This window comes from Pseudomonas sp. NPDC012596 (assembly GCF_042902325.1).
GTDB lineage: Bacteria > Pseudomonadota > Gammaproteobacteria > Pseudomonadales > Pseudomonadaceae > Aquipseudomonas.
Genome location: NZ_JBIBEB010000006.1, coordinates 221,189 through 238,239 on the forward strand (window position 1 = coordinate 221,189; position 17,051 = coordinate 238,239).

Genomic DNA, 17,051 nt, shown 5'->3' on the forward strand with positions numbered 1-17,051 from the left:
GGCCAGGTCAAAAGGCGAAGTGCGCTTCATCCAGGCTCATCAGGCACTGCGCGCCGCCGCGCACGGCCTCGCAGTGGGCACTCGCGCGCGGCAACACCCGCCGCCAGTAAAAGGCTGCAGCGTGCAACTTGGCCTGGTAGAAGGCGCTGTCCTGGCTGCCGGCGGCCAAGGCCGCGCTGGCGATTTCGGCCGCCCGCAGCCACAGCGCGGCCAGCAGCACGTAGCCCGAATAGGCGAGAAAATCCACCGACACCGCGCCGATTTCCTGCGGGTCGCAGCGGCAGGCGTCGAGCACCTCGGCGCTCAGGCTGCGCCATTCCTGCAGGCGCTGGGCAACCGCCTGGGCCATCCCGGCTAGGGCGTCTGCGCGGCAGTTGCGTGCCGCTTCAAGCAACTCATCAATCAGCAGGCGCAACTGCTCGCCACCGTCGCCAAGCAGCTTGCGGCGAATCAGGTCCAACGCCTGAATGCCGTTGGTGCCCTCGTACAGCTGGGTGATGCGGCTGTCGCGCATCAGTTGCTCCATGCCCCATTCGCGGATGTAGCCATGCCCGCCGTACAGCTGCACGCCCAGGCTGGCAGTCTCTTGGCCGACATCGGTGAGGAAGGCCTTGACGATGGGGATCAGCAACGCCGCCCGGCGCCCGGCGGCCGCCTGCACCTCAGGCTGCAAAGCGCCGTGCTCCAGGTCCAGCGCTTGGGCGGCAAAGGCCGCCAGCATGCGGCAGCCTTCGCTGAGGGTTTTCTGGGTCAGCAGCATGCGCCGCACGTCAGGGTGGCAGATGATCGGGTCGGCACTGCGCTCGGGCGCCACCGGCCCTGCCAGGCTGCGCGACTGCAAGCGCTCGCGGGCATAGGCCAGGCCACCCTGGAAGGCCGCCTCGGCGATGCCCAGCCCCTGCAGGCCGACTTGGAAGCGCGCATCGTTCATCATGGTGAACATGCACGCCAGGCCCTGGTTGGCCTCCCCCACCAGCCAGCCACGGGCGCCATCGAAATTCATCACGCAGGTCGCCGCGCCCTTGATGCCCATCTTGTGCTCGAGCGCGCCGCATTCGACCGCATTGCGCGGGCCCAACCCTGCGCCTTCGGTGCACTCGAACTTGGGCACCAGGAACAGGCTGATGCCACGCACACCGGCCGGCGCATCCGGCAGGCGCGCCAGCACCAGGTGGACGATGTTGTCGGTAAGGTCCTGGTCGCCACCGCTGATGAAGATCTTGCTGCCGCTGATGCGGTAGCTGCCATCGCCCTGCGGCTCGGCACAGGTACGCAGCAGCGCCAGGTCGGTACCGGCCTGCGGCTCGGTCAGGCACATGGTGCCGGCCCATTCGCCGCTGACCAGCTTGCCCAGGTAATCGCGCTTGAGCGCTGCGCTGCCATGCCGGTGCAAGGCCAGCACGGCGCCCTCGGTCAGGCCGGAATAGATCCGAAACGACAGCGACGCGCCCATCAGCATTTCGTGAAAACAGGCCGAAACCATTTGCGGCAGGCCCTGGCCGCCATGTTCCAGCGGGCCGGTCATGCCACCCCAGCCCTGCTCCACATACTGCCGGTAAGCCTGGCGAAAACCTTCCGGTGTGCGCACGTTGCCTTGCTCCAGGCGGCAGCCCTGCTCATCGCCCTGGCGGTTGAGCGGCGCAACCACTTCGCCGGCAAAGCGTGCACCCTGCTCAAGGATGCCATCGATGGTTTCGCGGTCCAGCTCATTGCCCAGGCGGGCACAATGCGCCGTCACATCGAACAGTTCGTGCAGCACGAAGTGCATGTCACGCTGGGGGGCTCGGTAGTTCATGCGCGGCCCTCGCGGACGTCGGCCAGCTGTTTGCCCTCAGCCACCAGGCGCATCAGCAACCCGGCCGGGCGCCAGTGCTCGCCGAACAGGCCCTGCAAACGTTCCAGGCGGGCCAGCAGCAAGCTCAGGCCCTGCTGGTCGGCCCAGCGCATCGGCCCGCCGACCTCGTGCGGGAAGCCATAGCCATGCAGGTACACCCGGTCGATGTCAGCGCTGCAGCTGGCCACCGTTTCCTCGAGAATTTTCGCACCCTCGTTGACCAGCGCCAGCAGGCAGCGCTCGCGGATTTCCTCGTCGTCGATCGCGCGCCGGTGCACGCCCAGGTCCTGGGCGACTTTGAGCACGAGCGCATCGACCTCGGGGTCGTGCACGGCTTCACGGCTGCCGGGGGCATAACGGTAGTAACCCTGGCCGCTTTTCTGGCCGAAACGCCCCAGCGCGCACAGGGCATTGTCGACCTGTACCAACGGCGCATCCATGTCTTTGCCGGCCAGCTGGCGCGCACGCCACTCCAGGTCGATGCCGACCACGTCGTACATGCGAAACGGGCCCATGGCCATGCCGAACGCCTGCAGCGCCCCATCAACCTGCCGCGGCGTGGCGCCTTCGAGCAGCAGCTTGCGCGCCTCGGCCACATAGCTGGCGAGCATGCGGTTGCCGATGAAGCCCGGGCAGTTGCCGGCCACCACCACTTCCTTGCCCATGCGCTGCCCAAGGGCCTGGGCCGCCTCGAGTACCGCAGGCGAAGTGCGCTCGCCGCGCACCACTTCCAACAGCTTCATCACATGGGCGGGGCTGAAGAAATGCAGCCCCAGCACCTGTTCGGGCCGGCGGGTGACGGCCGCGATGGCGTCGATGTCCAGTGCCGAGGTGTTGCTGGCCAGAATGGCGTCGGCCTTGAGCGTGCTGTCCAGGGTACGGAAGATGGCCTGCTTGAGCGCCAGGTTCTCGTACACCGCCTCGATCACCAGGTCGGCTTTGGCGAGGTCGTCATAGGCCGTTACCTGGCGCACCCGCGCCAGGCAAGCGTCGGCCTCGGCCTGATCGATACGGCCCTTGGCCACCTGCTGTGCCCAGGTTTGCGCGATCATCGCCAGGCCGGCTTCGGTGGCGCTGGGGTCGTTGTCCAACCACAGCACCGCAAGGCCTGCACGGGCCAGGCTGATGACGATGCCGCGGCCCATGGTGCCGGCGCCGATCACCGCCGCCTGCTGAACGTTGTAGGGAGTACTCACGGGTGACGCTCCTGATTCGAGGTGTGAAGGCATTGCCCTCACCCTAGTCAGGCGCCTACTATTTTTGAAATTCTCATTTTCCATCCCATGTATTTTTCGCATGAATATAGCCAACTTCGACCTCAACCTGCTGCGCGTCCTGGACATGCTGCTGCGTGAACAGAACGTGTCGCGCGCTGCCGAGCGCCTGGCGCTGACCCAGCCGACGGTGAGCAATGCGCTGGCGCGCCTGCGCGACCTGCTGGGCGACCCGCTGCTGGTGCGCGTGGGCCGGCGCATGCGCCCCACCCCGCGCGCCCTGGCCCTGGAAGGCCCGATTCGCGCGGCATTGCTACAGATCGAACAGACCCTTGGCGCCGGCGACAGCTTCGACCCGCAGCTCAGCCACCGCCAGCTGCGTATCGCCCTCACCGACTTCGCCGAACAGCTGTGCATGCCAAAGTTGCTGGCCACCTTGCAAAACCAGGCCCCGCACTTGCGCGTGGACGTGCTGCACCTGACGCCCAACCTGCCCGCCGAAGCCCTCGACCGCGGCGAACTCGACCTGGTGCTGGGGCGCTTCGATGAGGTGCCCGCGCGCTACGAGCGGCGCCACTGGCGCAGCGAAACCCTGCACGTGGCGGTGCGCCAGGGCCACCCCGAAGTGGATGGCACGCTCGACCTTCAAGCGTTTCTCGCCCTGCGCCACTTGTGGGTGCACGGCGGCCAGACCCGTGGCATGGTCGACCAATGGCTGGGGGAACAGGGCCTGGCCCGGCGCATCGTCTACACCACGCCCAATTACCTGCAGGCCGCGCACCTGGCCGCAAGCTCCGACCTGTGCGTGGTGCTGCCCACCGCCCTGGCCCGCCATTTCGCCCGGCTGCTGCCGCTGCAGGTATTCGACCTGCCGTTCGCTTTGCAGCCCTTCCAGTTGGAGCTGGTGTACCTTGCCCATCGCCAGCACGACCCGGCACTGGCCTGGCTGGTGGCGCGCATCATGGACATTGGTGCCGGCTGAGCCATCGCATTTGGGCATGGGTGGCCATGCAAGAGTGGTATTGGTTCGCCAGCGAACTCTGTCCTTAGAGTGTTCGCCCTCAGAACAACAAGGACCACCCCATGCGCCTACGCACACTGCCCTGCCTGCTGGCCCTGGCCCTGCCCTACGCGGCGCTGGCCGACGGGCCGGCCAAGGACGCCAGCGACCTCACCCGCCAGAGCAATCAGCAATGGTTGCAGCGCCTGCCCTTCGACGACCGCAGCGACTTCGACAATGCCCGCCGCGGGCTGCTCGAAGCCGTCGACCAGCCCGTGGTCAATGCCGACGGCAAAACCGTCTGGGACCTGCAGCGCTATGCCTTCCTGAAAGGCGAGGCACCGGCCACGGTCAACCCGAGCCTGTGGCGCATTGCCCAGCTCAACACCCTTGCCGGGTTGTTCAAGGTCAGCGAAGGCATCTACCAGGTGCGCGGCCTGGACCTGGCCAACATGACCTTGATCGAAGGCGAGCACGGCTTGATCGTGATGGACCCGCTGCTGTCGGTGGAAACCGCCAGGGCCGGCTTGGCCATGTATTTTCGCCATCGCCCGCAGCGGCCGGTGGTGGCGGTGATCTATACCCACCCGCACGTCGATCATTTCGGCGGTGTGCGTGGGGTGATCGACGAGGCCGACGTCAAGGCCGGCAAGGTGCAGGTCATCGCCCCGCAGGGCTTCTTCGAACATGCCGTCAGCGAAAACGTGCTGGCCGGGCCGGCAATGAAGCGGCGGGCGCAGTACATGTACGGCGCGCCACTGCCACGCGGGCCACGCGGCCAGGTGGATGCCGGCCTGGGCAAGGGTGTGCCGGCCAATGCCACGGTTAGCCTGATTACCCCGACCCGGCTGATCGACCAGCCTTTCGAGACCCTGCGCATCGACGGTGTCGACATCGAGTTCCAGCTCACCCCTGGCACCGAAGCGCCCGCTGAAATGAACCTGTGGTTCCCCCAGTTCAAGGCCCTGTGCATGGCCGAGAACGCCTCGCACGTGCAGCACAATGTGCTGACCCTGCGCGGCGCCCAGGTGCGCGACGCCAAGGTGTGGGCGCACTACCTCGACCAGTCGCTGTTGCGCTATGGCGAGCAGGCCGAAGTGGTATTTGCCCAGCACCACTGGCCGACCTGGGGCGGCGCGGCGATCCGCGACTACCTGGCTGACCAGCGCGACATGTACGCCTTCATCGACAGCCAGACCCTGCGCCTGATCAACCGCGGCCTTGGCCCCACCGAGATCGCCGCCGAGCTGACCAGCTTGCCGCCACGGCTGGCCAGCAAATGGTACAGCCGCGACTACTACGGCTCGCTCAGCCACAACGTGCGGGCGGTGTATCAGCGCTACATGGGCTTTTACGACGGCAACCCGGCAACCCTCAACCCCTTGCCGCCGAGCGAGGCCGGCACGCATTACGTCAAGGCCCTGGGCGGCGCCGAGCGGGTGCTGACCCTGGCCCGTGAGGCTTACGGCAGCGGTGATTACCGCTGGGTTACCGAGCTCACCCGGCACCTGGTATTCGCCCAGCCCGACAACAGCGCAGCGCGCGAGCTGCAGGCCGACGCCCTGGAGCAACTGGGCTACCAGAGCGAGAACGCCACCTGGCGCAACGCCTACCTGACCGGTGCGCAAGAGCTGCGCAACGGTGTGGCGCCGGCCGCCAGCAAAGGCGGCAGCGCGGACGACCTGGTACGCGCCCTGACGCCGACGCTGTTCTTCGATTACCTGGGCGTACGCGTGGATGCTGCCAAGGCCGCCGAGCAGGACCTGACCATCAACTGGCACTTCACCGACCTGAACGAAGACTACGCCCTGACCCTGCGCAACGGCGTGCTCACCCACCGCGACCACACCCGCCACGGGCAGGCGGATGTCGAGGTAAAAATGAGCAAGGCTACCCTGGACCGCATCGCCCTGAAGCAGACCGGCTTTCTCAAGGAGGCGACCGTGGGTGATATCGAGATCAGTGGTGAGCGGGTGAAATTCATGCGCTTCATGGCAGGGCTGGACGAGCCGGACGGGCGCTTCAATATCGTCACCCCCTGAACCACCCACAGCGCCGCCCTAAAGCGAGCGGCGCAACCACACGCTCAGCACCAGGCCCGCCACCCCCAGGGCGCAGAGCAGCACGCTGCAGGCGGCCGCGTGGCCCTGCTCGCGGTGCAGCATGCCCAGCCCACGGCGGTATACCCCGCGCTCACGGGCCCGCCCCAGCAGCGCCAGCAGCGCCGCCATGCCGGCCACCACCCACATTTCGCCACGCCAGGCGAGGCACGCTACCAGCAGCAACGACACCTGCGTGCGCCGCCAGGCCAGCACCGTACGTTCGGCCTGCAGCCCCGTGTCGCCGGCGCTATCCGCCATGCCAACGCGCCCATAGCACGCCGACCAGCGCCAGGCAGGCAAGCCCGCACGCCACGCTCAGCAGCGGCACCAGGCGCGGTAACGGCAGCGGCGCCTCGCGGCGCAATGCGCGCTCCACCGCCAACCAGCGCCAGCCGGCGCCCAGGCTCACCAGCAAGCTGGTGGCCAGCAACGCCAGCTCCATCGCCACGCGCCCAGACGGCGGCCAGGCTTGGGCCGCGAAGGTTTCGATGGCGATGGCGCCGCCCAGCAAGGCCAAAGCGGTGCGGATCCAGGCAAGAAAGGTACGCTCATTGGCCAGGGTAAAACGCGGGTCGGGCGCCTTGCCCTGCCCCAGCAACCAGCGTTCCCAAGGGGTATGACGGTGATCGGAATTCATGAGAGCCCTGTGTCAACGCAGCCCTTGGCTGCGCAATGCGCCGGGGGAGAAGTAGGAAGCACTGGTGCGCACGTCGAAGGCGTACGGCTTTGGCTGCTCGTTGGTCAGGCCAGACAGCTGGTAGCGGCCACTGCGCAGGTCGTAGATCGCCTCCATGGCGTTGACCAGCGCCTGCCCGGTCACGTGGTAGTAGCTGTGGGCCTGGGCAGTGCGCCACAGCTGCCCTTTGTGGTCGAAGAAGTCCGCCTCGAGGATGGCCCAGCTGTCCTCGTCCAGGTAATAGCGGCGGCTGGCATAAAGATGCTTCGCCCCAGGCTTGAGGGTGCCCACCACTTCCCACACCCGGTGCAGCTCGTAGCGGGTGGGTTGCGGGTTGACGTGGCCCGGCCCGACCAGCGCGGCATAACCGAGCACGGGCGAAGCCAGGCGATAGCTGTTGTACGGCACGTGCAGGGCCTTCTTGCCCACCAGGGTCCACTGGTAGAGGTCCGGGGCGCCATTGAACATGTCGCGGCTGTCGGCGGTGCGCAGGCCGGCCGTGCCCGGGGTGATGCTGTCATAGGCCAGCGCCGGGGCGCGCCGCACCCGCCGCTGGCTGCTGCTGTACAGCCACGAGAGGCGCGGCTGGGCCACCTGGTCGAGGGTTTCGTGCAACACCACGGCATCGCCCGCCAGGCGCGACGGCGCGGTCATGCGGTAACTCAGGTAATACAGCACGTTGCCCGCTTGGCCGCCCTCCAGTACGTCGGGGCGGGCGAAGTTCTGTTGCAGGCTCATCGTTGCGAAGCGGCCATCGCCACGCGGGGTGATGCTGTCCGAGGCCAGGCTGTAACTGCCGTTGCGCGGGCGGGTGAGGTGGTTCCACAGCACCTGCAGGCCATTCTCGGGCTTGGGGAATGCCACTACGCCGGCAAAGCCCTGCACGCCGTTGCCGTCATTGACCAGCCGCGCACTGGCCGCATTGTGCCGGGCCCACTCGCCCACGGGTGGCGGCACCGCGACAGTGCGGTGCGAGGGATACACCGGCAGGCGGAACGACTGCGGGTAACGCTGCATCAAGGCCACCTGCCCCGCCGTCAGTTGCTCCCGGTACTGGGTGTAGTTGTTGGCGGTGATCACATACAGCGGCTGCTCATCGGCGTACGGGTCCAGCGGCGTGCCGTTGACCGCCAGCGACACTTGCCCCGCCTGCAGGCCGCCGTTCCAGGCCGGTATGCGGCCGTCGCTGCTGGGCCCGCGTTCGGCCCCCACCGGCGTCAGGCCTGCGGGCAGTGGCGTGGCCCCCACGTACAGGCTCAGCAGGCTGGCGTTGACGAACAGGAAGCTGCGCAGCAGGGCGAATGGTTTCATCGGGCTTGGCCTCTTGTTGTTGTGGTGTCCGGCCGGGCTTGCCTTGGCACGCCCTTTCGGGGTGATACTAGGAGCCGCGCTTCGAACCCCACAAATAACGTGTTCGGATACGTGCCATATCAGTTCGGCATACCCTTGGAACCGCTCCGATGACCCTGAAACAGCTCCGCTACCTGATCGCCATCGTCGAAGCCGGCAGCTTCTCTTCGGCTTCACGTCGCGCCTACATTGCCCAGCCAGCGTTGAGCCGGCAGATCAGCCTGCTGGAAAGCGAGCTGGAGATGCAGCTGCTCGACCGCCAGCACGATGGCATTGCCCTGACCGATGCCGGGCGCCAGCTCTACGAAGTGGCCCGGCAGGTGGTGCAGAAACTCGACTCGGTGAAGGATGAGCTCAAATCCAGCCGCGGCGACCCCAAGGGCCACGTGGCCATTTCCATCCCGGCCACGGCCGCCGACCTGCTGCTGCCAGAAATCGTCAGGCGCGCCGAACAGCGCTTCCCCGGCGTGACGCTGACCGTATGGGACGGCCTCAGCCGTGAAGGCGGCCAGGCCATCGAGCTGGGCAAGGTGGACTTCGGTGTGGTGCCCAATGCCGAGGAACTCGACCATGTGGAGGCCGAGCCGATCTTCACCGAAGCGCTGTACTGGGTTGGCGCATCAGCCCCTGGCACACCCGACACCATCACCCTCGCCGAAGCCGCCGCCACCCGGCTGGTGCTGCCGCCCAGGACGCTGCACCTGCGCCGACGCATCGAGCAAGCCGCCATGGAAGCCGCCGTACCCCTGGCCGCCGCCTACGAGCAGCAATCGGCACCCGGTATCGCCAGCCTGGTGCGCGCCGGCCTGGCGGCGACCATCAGTAACTGGCCGCCGCTGAGCGTACTGCTCGAACCCACGGCGGCGCGGCGCATCGTCGAACCGCGCATCAGCCGCACCATCGCCTTGGCGCATTCCCAGCACAAACCCCTGTCATTCGCTGCCGGTTGCCTGCGCGACCTGGTGCGCAGCGTGCTGATCGACCTGGTCAACAGGGGCCGCTGGCGGGGCGAACTGATCGGCAAGGAGGCCGAGCCGCTAGAGTCGGTACTCGGCGTTCAGCTGGCGGTCTGAGCGCGCGCCTGCCCGCCAGCTGCAGCCGACTCGCGCAGGCGCTGCTGGGTGCGCTGCGGGTTCATGGTGGCCAGGCCCACCAGCCCGGCTACCACCAGCACCGCGCCACACACCAGGAAGCCCTGGGCATACCCCGCCGGGTGTTCGCTACCCGCACCTTGTACCAGCAAGCCGGTCACCACCGGCGCTGCCAGCCCGGCCAGCGAGGCGATGCCGTTGCCGTTGCCCATGGCGAGGATGCCGCTGCGCTGGGCCGCCGGGGTGAACTCGGCGAGCATTGCCGGGCCCACGGAATACATCACCAACGCCAGGCCACCACTCAACGTCAGCGCGGCGACCCTTGCCGCCGTGCTCAAGCCAGGCAGCACCAGCGACGCCGACAACAACCCGCCCAGTATCAGGCACACCGAAACGAACACGCCGCGTGCCACCCGTGACGTCACGCCGCGACGCATCAGGCGCTGGGAGAACCAGGCCAGCAGCAAGCTCAGCGGCGTGGTCACGACCACGAACATGATGAAGATGCGGCCGGTCTGCAGCGGGTCGATACCCAGGCCCACCTGCAGGTAACTGGGTACCCAGGTCAGGGTCAGGGCCAGCGACCAGTTGGCGGCGAAGTGGCACAGGTAGTTGCCCAGCACGCTGGGGTCGCCCAGCAGCCTGCGATACGGGATAGCCGGCTCGTCGGCCTTGAGCTGGCTGGCACGCAGGCGCTCGAGGGTGCCCTCCTGGCCCAGCCGCCACCACAGCAGGCACCAGACCAGGCCGATCAGCGCAAGGATGATGAAGTTGGTGCGCCAGCCGTAATGCAGGCTGACCCAGGGGATCATCGCCCCCGCCACCAGCAGGCCCATGGCACTGCCGGCATGCAGCAGGGCCACCGGCAGGTTGCGCCGGTCGTTGGGGAACCACTTGTACAGCGCATGGGTGGCCACCGGCGATGCCGGCCCCTCACCAATGCCCAGCAGCACCCGGCAGGCGACGATGGCCCACAGTGAGGTGGCAAACAGCATCGGCAGCTGGATCAGCGCCCAGAACAGGCCCATGCCCAGCAGCAAGGTGCGGGTGGGGCGCCGGTTGGCCATGAAGCCACCGACCACGGCGGAGATCGCGAAAAACCAATGCAAGGCGCCGCCGATCAGGCCGAACTCGGTGGCCGTCAGGCCCAGTTCGGCGCTCATCGGCACCGCCACCAGGCCGATCACCACCTTGTCGAGAAAGTTGACCAGCATCAGCAGGGCCAGCAGCGCGGCCACCAGCCACGCGGTACGGGGGTTGGGCAGGGAAGAATCCGCAGTCATGGCGAGTACTCTTGTTATTGTTGTGGGGTGTTGCAAAAAGGCCGCCGCAAGGGCGGCCCGTCGTTCAGGCAGGCATCAGCACGCCCTTGGCGATGGTGTTGCGCTGGATCTCGCTGGTACCGGTGAGGATACGCATCATCCGCGTGGCACGGAAAATCCACTCCACCGGGTGGCCCTGCATCAGCCCAGCGCCGCCGTGCACCTGCACTGCCTTGTCGGCGATGCGGAAGGCAGCCTCGGAGACGAACAGCTTGCACATCGGCGCCTGGGTGCGGATATCGCCCCCTGCGTCGTTCACCTGGGCCGTGGCGTAGACCATGCTGCGGGCAGCGTGCAGCTCGGTGGCCATGTCGGCGATCATGTGGTTGACCGCCTGGAACATGGCGATCGGCTGGCCGAACTGCTTGCGGCTGCGTGCATGCTCGATCGACAGGTTCAGCGCCAGGCCGGCCATCCCCAGCAGGGTCGGGCAATGCAGCAGGCGGTTGAGGGTGATGCGCCCCATGGCCAGTTTGAACCCCTGCCCCTCTTCACCGATCAGGTTGGCGGCGGGCACGCGCACTTGGCCAAGCACGATGTCGCCGTGGGCACCGCCACCGGACATCACCGAGTAATCGCTGTCGATTCGCACACCCGGGGCGTTGAGGTCGACGAAGAACGCCGAAATGCCCTGGGCGCCCTTCCCCGGCCCGGTAACCGCCAGCAGCACCGCCAGGTCGGCGTAGGTGGCGCCAGAGATGTAACGCTTGCTGCCGCTGAGCACATAGTGGTCGCCGTCGCGGCGCGCCTGGGTAGTAATGGCGGTGGCATCGGAGCCGGCCTCGGCTTCGGTCAGGGCAAAGCACACGGCCTTTTCAGCGCGGCACACGGGCTTGAGAAAGGTCTCGACCTGGTAGGGGCTGGCCACCTTGAACAGGTGGCCGACCCGCGGCGGCCCCGACAGCTCGCCCAACACGTGTGAGGCGAGCATGGAGCCTGTCAGCACCGTGGCCTCCTTCACCGCGCACAGGTCGGCCACGTTCAGGCCGGCCCCGCCCATGCTTTCGGGCAGCATGACGGTGTACAGGCCCTGCTCGCTGGAAAGCTTCCATACCTGCCGCAGCACCGGCTGAGGGTGCGGGCGCGCCCAGTCCAGCTGTGCCTGCTGTTCCAGCGGGCATACCTGATCGCGGACGAAACCCTCGATCGCTTCGATAATCTGCGCAGCCTTTGCACTGGGTTGATACATGCTGATGCTCCCTGGTCAGATACGACGTTCACTGTGTTGCCAGTAGGTGTCCCGGACCAGGCGGCGCACCACCTTGCCATTGGGGTTTTTCGGCAGTTCGCTGACAAAATCGACGCCGCGCGGCTTCTTGAAACCGGCCAGCGCACGGCCGCAACGCTCGATCAGCTCGGCGGCCTGCAGTTGCGCCCCGGGCTTGAGCACCACCACCGCGCGCACCGCTTCGCCCCACCGCGCGTCGGGCACGCCGACCACCGCCACCTCGAACACTTCGGGGAAGCCGTAGATCACCTGCTCCACTTCGCTGGGGTACACATTGAACCCGCCGGAGATGATCATTTCCTTCTTGCGATCGACGATGAACACGTACCCCTGGGCATCGACCGTGGCCAGGTCGCCGGTAAGGTAGTAACCGTCACGCATCACTTCGGCGGTGAGCGCCGGGGCGCGCCAGTAGCCCTGCATCACGTCGGGGCCCTTGACCACGATCTCGCCGACTTCACCCGGGGCCACATCCTCGAACGCCTCGTTGACCACCCGCAGGTCGGTCTCGAAATAGCACCGCCCGCAGGAGGCCAGGCGCTGATAATCGCCGTCTTCCACCAAGTGGTCCTGCTCGGTCAGCACGGTGACCAGCGAACAGGTTTCACCGGCGCCGTAACCTTGCGCGAGAATCGGCCCGAACAGTTCGATGGCCTTTTTCACCAGGGCCGGTGCCATGGGCGCGGCGCCGTACATGACCAGCTTCAGGCTGGACAGGTCGAAGCGTTCGACGCCGGGGTAATTGACCAGGCGGTTGATCATCGCCGGCACCAGGAACAGCCGCGTCACCCGTTCGCGCTGGATGGTCTCCAGCAACAGGCGGTCGTCATAACGGTCGAGCAGCAGGTTGCAGGCGCCCACCGCCAGCAGCGGCATGATCTGCATGCCACTGGCATGGGTGATGGGCCCCACGTGGGCCATGACGTCGCCCGGCCCGGAGCGCCGTGTGGGGCTGGCAATGCTCTTGCGCACCAGCGCCTTGCGGTTGCCGAACGACAACATCGCAGCCTTGAGCACGCCGGAGCTGCCGGAGGTGTAATGCAGCACGGCCAGCGCATCGTCGGCCGGGTCCAGGCCCAGCGGTGCCTCACTGCCGCGCTCGAGCAACGCGGCATAACCCAGGTCACCGCCTTCGCCTTCCAGCACGATCAGCTGGCGCAGCAGCGGCAACTCCGTGCGCCGCGCTGCCAGCGCCTGGGCGAAACTGGCGTCGGTGATCAGTGCAACGCTGCAGGAGTCTTCCAGCACCCGCACCACTTCATCCACTGACAGCCGCGCATTGATCGGCACCTTGACCATCGCCGCCTTGTACAGTGCCACTTCCGCTTCGACCAGCTCCACGCGGTTGGCGGCGAGGATCGCCACATGCTCGCCGACCCCGACGCCCAGCGTACCCAGTGCTGAGGCCAGGCGGTTGCTGCGGCGTTCCAGCTGGGCGTATGTGAGGCGTGCCTGGCTGTCCGCCACGGCGATGTGGTCCGGCCAGTAGCGGGCACTTCGGGTAATGATCGTTCCAAGGTTCACGTTGTTGTTCTCGTCGACAGGAAGACATCGACGATGCTAATCAGCTGTGCGCGTGCAGATGAAATACAAGATTCAGATGTGGGCCATAACTTTATTGGCTGGCGTGATGCCCAGAGGTGCTGGGGCTGGTGCTCGGTCGGGATGTGGCAGCTATCGGTTGTGGCAGCTTTGTTTGATGAGAGAGCGATTTCGACCGATGGCGGGCATCTGAAGGCCGGGGCCGCTTTGCGGCCCATCGCCGGCAAGCGCGGCTCCCACGGGTACTGCGCAGGCCTGGAGACTGGTTAGATCTGCCCCACAGCATTCTGGACTTGTGGCTTACCTGTGGGAGCCGGCTTGCCGGCGATGAGGCCGGTACTGACTGCAGCCGGCCATTCACCACACATACTGCAAGCGCAACGTCCAGGTGTTCACATCCGGCGAACCTGTGCGCTCGGACACAGTATCGGAATAAGCAATCAGCCCCCCCGAACTGTGGCGATAACATGAAGCCCAGGCTGGCACCCAGCAACGTGTTCTGTTGCTGATTGTCCTGGTTGACGCCGTTGATCCTGGTTTCTCCGCCTTTGTTGTAGGTGGCATCGAGGGAAGCCCAAAGCGCACGGTTGAAGCTGTAGCGGTAGTGGCCTTCGACGGCATACAGCGGCTTCTGCTCAAGCTTGTTGTCGCCCAGGTAATCATCATTGTCGCCATACAGGGACACGTAGGTGTTGACCTCGAGCCAGGTCGGCCCGATAGGTGTACCAAACGCCAGCTCCGGTTTGAACACCCAGCGGTTGGCGCCGATGTTGATGATGCGCTTCTTGTCGTAATCGCCGGTGGGCGCCGTTACCCACAAGGCCCCGGTCAGGAATGTCTCGGGCTGCCAGGTGGCGAATTCTTCCTGGGTCAGCGCCGGCCCGCCGAACAGGTTGTGCACGAAAACCAGCTGCACATCACCCATGCCGCCGTTGTGCTTGGTGCCGTCGAAAAACCGCGCATTGTCGAATGACGCGCTCACGTCAGCATAGGGCTGGATTACCTATATCGCAGAGTTGCGCCCGTCGATACCGAAGGATCGCGCGTAGCGCAGGATGTACAGGTCGGCGTTCAGTGACAGCCCATCGATCGGCAACGAGGTGTCGCAAGGTGGTCACCAGTCATCTCTTGATGAAAGAGCCAGGAGGCCTGTACTACACGGATCGCCAGTATGTGAACACCTTCGCTGGGGAAAACACCGAGTTCCAGTCCAGCGGCACGTTCACCAATCTTGAGCAGCGCGTGGCGTTCTTCACCTCTGCCTACTCGGACAGCCCGGGCATGGTAATGAACATGGTCGGTGCCGGCGCCAAGTACCCGGCGACTACCCGCGATGCCGACGGCAAGTTCCTCGACGGTGCCCACACCTACAAGCTCAACCTGCCGGCAAATGTGCCGGCGGCGTTGTTCTGGTCGGTGACTGCCTATGACAACCTCACAGCCTCGGGCCTGGACAACGGCCAGCCGTTCCCGTCGCTCAACCAGATGGACAAGCCCGCGCAGAACAGCGACGGCTCGACCGACATCTATTTCGGCGCTGAATCACCCGGTACAGGGAAAAACTGGATTCGTACCGTACCGGGCAAAGGCTTCCTGGTGATCGTGCGGCTGTACGGGCCGAAACAGGCGTTTTTCGACCAGAGCTGGAAGCCCAGTGACTTGATCAAGCAATAGGGTGGAACTTGCGCTGCCCCGTTACCAAGCGGGGCAATGCGAATAAGTCAGTGACAGAGCTTCTCACTATCTTGGTGAGCCGCAATCCGTCTGGTCCGCTGCACACTAATGAACGGCAGCTTTGGGTCGAAAGCGGCCTGTCGTGAATCGCAGATTTCGACCCATTAGAGATAGTCAGGCGGCCTGCTCGCTCTGAGCCCGACGCAGGACATCCGACAAACGCTTCAGACCTTCATCCAGCTTGTCGGGAGCAACATGGCTGAAGTTCAGCCTCAGGTGCCCTGGATGTTTGTCAGGCTCTGGGAAGAAGGGCTCTCCGGGCATGAACGCCACATTGGCCGCCAGTGCCGGTTCGAGCAATGCCCGGGTATCGATGGGGTGCTTGAGCGTCAACCAGAAGAACAACCCTCCCTCTGGCATCTGCCACTCGGCCAGGTCGGCGAAGTGCGTCTCCAATGCGGCCTGGAAAGCGTCTCGACGACCCCGGTAATAGCTGCGTAACTCTTCAAGATGACGCTCAAGCCGCTCTGTCCCCAGCCATTGAAGGACCTGCCATTGCCCAACTCGACTGGTGTGCAGGTCCGCCGATTGCTTGAGCCGCAGCAAGTGCGGGAACAGGTCGGGGCTGGCAATCAGGTACCCAACCCGCAAGCCGGGCAGCAAGGTCTTGGACACAGTACCGGTATAAATCCAGCTGGTGGTGTTCAGACGGCTGACAACCGGCATGGCCGCGACGCTGTCGAAGCTCAGCTCTCGATAAGGCTCATCTTCGATCAATGTGACGTTGAACTCATCGAGAAGCGCCGCGACTTCGTCCCTTTTCCTGTCGCTGTAGCGCAGCCCCGACGGGTTCTGGAACGTTGGAATCAGATAGATGAACGCGGGGCGGTTCAGGCTCAGCAGTTCGCGCAGCGACTCCAGGTCCGGGCCATCCCGCTCCATCGGCAGCGAAAGGCAGTGCGCGCCGAAGAACTGGAAGCTTTGCAATGCAGCCAGATAGGTAGGGGCTTCCAGCAGTACCGGCGTTCCTTTGTCGATATACAGTTTTGATGTCAGGTCCAGAGCCTGCTGCGAGCCGCTGAGAATGAGCACTTGGCTAGCCTCGCACCTGATTCCCAACGCACGGGCTTCCCTGGCCAGCGCCTCACGCAACATCGGCTCACCCTCGCTCATCCCGTACTGGCCCATGCTGGTGGGCATTTCAGCCCAGTCCACAGAGGGCAGCATCTCCTCTGCCGGCAGTCCCCCTGCAAAAGACATCATCCCTGGGCGCTGCGCGGCGGCCAGAATTTCACGAATCAAAGAGCTTTTAAGGCGCGAAACACGTTCAGAAAATGCCATGGATCACCTCTGGTCAAGCGCGAACAATATAGGTCAAACTCCTTTACCTAAAGTAGAGCGTTCGTCGAGAGTAAGTCAACATGATTGACCTAAAAAGCCAGGAAGCACAGCAGCAGGCCATGGAGGCGTTTTTCTTTGGCTATCAGGCGTTCACCACCAAGGCCGACGAGATGCTTGAGCGCAGGGGCTTGGGCCGTGTGCATCAGAGGATCGTTTTTTTCATAGCCCGGCACCCGCACCTCAGCGTCAAGCAGCTGCTGGCTCTGCTCGGCGTGACCAAGCAGGCGCTGAACATACCGCTCCGGCAATTGGCAGAGATGGGCTTAGTGGACAGCGTGGCATCGCATACCGACAAACGGATGCGTTTGCTTCAGTTGACCAAAGAAGGCTCGCGACTTGAGGAAATGCTGCGACGTGAACAAGTTAAGCTGCTTGAACGGGCATTCGGTGAGGCCGGAGCGCCGGCGGTAGAGGGATGGCTGGCTGTCAATGCGGCATTGGGGAAGCTACAAAATTCAACGTGAACCCGGATACCCGGAAGAAGGCCTCTGTAGACGCGGTTTCATTAGGAACATGCGTATGCTGAGCAGATTTGATTGTCCGCAACGGGTCGACAGCAGCCGGTCACCACTCCGATTTCGGCCCATGGCGGACATCCGAAGGCTGGGGCCGCTTCG

At 65.3% G+C, this 17,051-nt stretch carries 13 protein-coding genes and 2 pseudogenes; 5 read left to right on the forward strand and 10 right to left on the reverse strand.

The window, feature by feature from the left end:
* Positions 1-7: 7 nt before the first annotated feature.
* Positions 8-1,795 carry an acyl-CoA dehydrogenase C-terminal domain-containing protein gene (locus tag ACFY68_RS10145; protein ID WP_387526350.1) on the reverse strand — a complete coding sequence of 596 codons (1,788 nt, stop codon included), beginning with the start codon at positions 1,793-1,795 and terminating at the stop codon, positions 8-10.
* Complete coding sequence (locus tag ACFY68_RS10150; protein ID WP_387526353.1) at positions 1,792-3,030, reverse strand: 3-hydroxyacyl-CoA dehydrogenase NAD-binding domain-containing protein; 1,239 nt, start codon at positions 3,028-3,030, stop codon at positions 1,792-1,794. The genes ACFY68_RS10145 and ACFY68_RS10150 overlap by 4 nt, the downstream gene beginning before the upstream one ends.
* A 100-nt stretch (positions 3,031-3,130) precedes the next feature.
* Between ACFY68_RS10150 and ACFY68_RS10155 the strand changes: the two genes are divergently transcribed.
* Positions 3,131-4,030, forward strand: coding sequence for a LysR family transcriptional regulator (locus ACFY68_RS10155; protein WP_387526356.1), 900 nt, complete (start codon positions 3,131-3,133; stop codon positions 4,028-4,030).
* A gap of 101 nt (positions 4,031-4,131) precedes the next feature.
* On the forward strand, positions 4,132-6,090 hold the full coding sequence (locus ACFY68_RS10160; RefSeq protein WP_387526359.1) for an alkyl/aryl-sulfatase: 1,959 nt from the start codon (positions 4,132-4,134) through the stop codon (positions 6,088-6,090).
* An 18-nt stretch (positions 6,091-6,108) separates the two neighbouring features.
* Here the strand turns inward: ACFY68_RS10160 and ACFY68_RS10165 are convergent, their stop codons facing one another.
* Genes ACFY68_RS10165 through ACFY68_RS10175 form a run of 3 tightly spaced genes read right to left on the reverse strand, consistent with a single transcriptional unit; the run spans position 6,109 to position 8,137 of the window.
* Positions 6,109-6,408: a DUF202 domain-containing protein gene (locus ACFY68_RS10165; RefSeq protein ID WP_387526362.1), complete on the reverse strand. Its 300-nt coding sequence runs from the start codon at positions 6,406-6,408 to the stop codon at positions 6,109-6,111.
* Positions 6,398-6,787 carry a YidH family protein gene (locus ACFY68_RS10170; protein ID WP_387526365.1) on the reverse strand — a complete coding sequence of 130 codons (390 nt, stop codon included), beginning with the start codon at positions 6,785-6,787 and terminating at the stop codon, positions 6,398-6,400. The genes ACFY68_RS10165 and ACFY68_RS10170 overlap by 11 nt, the downstream gene beginning before the upstream one ends.
* A 12-nt stretch (positions 6,788-6,799) precedes the next feature.
* Entirely contained in the window at positions 6,800-8,137 is a 1,338-nt protein-coding gene (locus tag ACFY68_RS10175) for a DUF1329 domain-containing protein (RefSeq protein WP_387526368.1), read from the reverse strand.
* 149 nt (positions 8,138-8,286) lie between these two features.
* Here ACFY68_RS10175 and ACFY68_RS10180 point away from each other — a divergent pair, with 149 nt between their 5' ends.
* On the forward strand, positions 8,287-9,249 hold the full coding sequence (locus tag ACFY68_RS10180; RefSeq protein ID WP_387526371.1) for a LysR family transcriptional regulator: 963 nt from the start codon (positions 8,287-8,289) through the stop codon (positions 9,247-9,249).
* On the opposite strand, the gene ACFY68_RS10185 is transcribed toward ACFY68_RS10180, so the two are convergent.
* The 4 genes and pseudogenes from ACFY68_RS10185 to ACFY68_RS10200 form a co-directional block, all read right to left on the reverse strand.
* A complete protein-coding gene (locus tag ACFY68_RS10185) occupies positions 9,234-10,550 on the reverse strand; it encodes an MFS transporter (protein ID WP_387526374.1) in 1,317 nt (438 codons plus the stop codon). The two genes, ACFY68_RS10180 and ACFY68_RS10185, sit on opposite strands and share 16 nt — an antisense overlap.
* Positions 10,551-10,614: 64 nt before the next feature.
* Positions 10,615-11,778, reverse strand: a complete 1,164-nt coding sequence (locus ACFY68_RS10190) for an acyl-CoA dehydrogenase family protein (protein ID WP_387526377.1) — start codon at positions 11,776-11,778, stop codon at positions 10,615-10,617.
* A 15-nt stretch (positions 11,779-11,793) separates the two neighbouring features.
* A complete protein-coding gene (locus tag ACFY68_RS10195; RefSeq protein ID WP_387526380.1) occupies positions 11,794-13,341 on the reverse strand; it encodes an AMP-binding protein in 1,548 nt (515 codons plus the stop codon).
* A gap of 375 nt (positions 13,342-13,716) precedes the next feature.
* Positions 13,717-14,470 (reverse strand): annotated as a pseudogene (locus ACFY68_RS10200) (transporter); the annotation flags it as partial.
* Between ACFY68_RS10200 and ACFY68_RS10205 the strand changes: the two are divergent.
* Positions 14,461-15,033: pseudogene (locus ACFY68_RS10205) on the forward strand (DUF1214 domain-containing protein); the annotation flags it as partial. The pseudogenes ACFY68_RS10200 and ACFY68_RS10205 sit on opposite strands and share 10 nt — an antisense overlap.
* Positions 15,034-15,207: 174 nt before the next feature.
* On the opposite strand, the gene ACFY68_RS10210 reads toward ACFY68_RS10205, so the two are convergent.
* Complete coding sequence (locus ACFY68_RS10210; RefSeq protein WP_387526383.1) at positions 15,208-16,374, reverse strand: PLP-dependent aminotransferase family protein; 1,167 nt, start codon at positions 16,372-16,374, stop codon at positions 15,208-15,210.
* 80 nt (positions 16,375-16,454) lie between these two features.
* On the opposite strand from ACFY68_RS10210, the gene ACFY68_RS10215 reads away from it, so the two are divergent.
* The gene (locus ACFY68_RS10215) at positions 16,455-16,898 is read left to right on the forward strand and encodes a MarR family winged helix-turn-helix transcriptional regulator (protein ID WP_387526386.1); all 444 of its coding nucleotides are present in this window, start codon (positions 16,455-16,457) and stop codon (positions 16,896-16,898) included.
* Positions 16,899-17,051 lie beyond the last annotated feature (153 nt).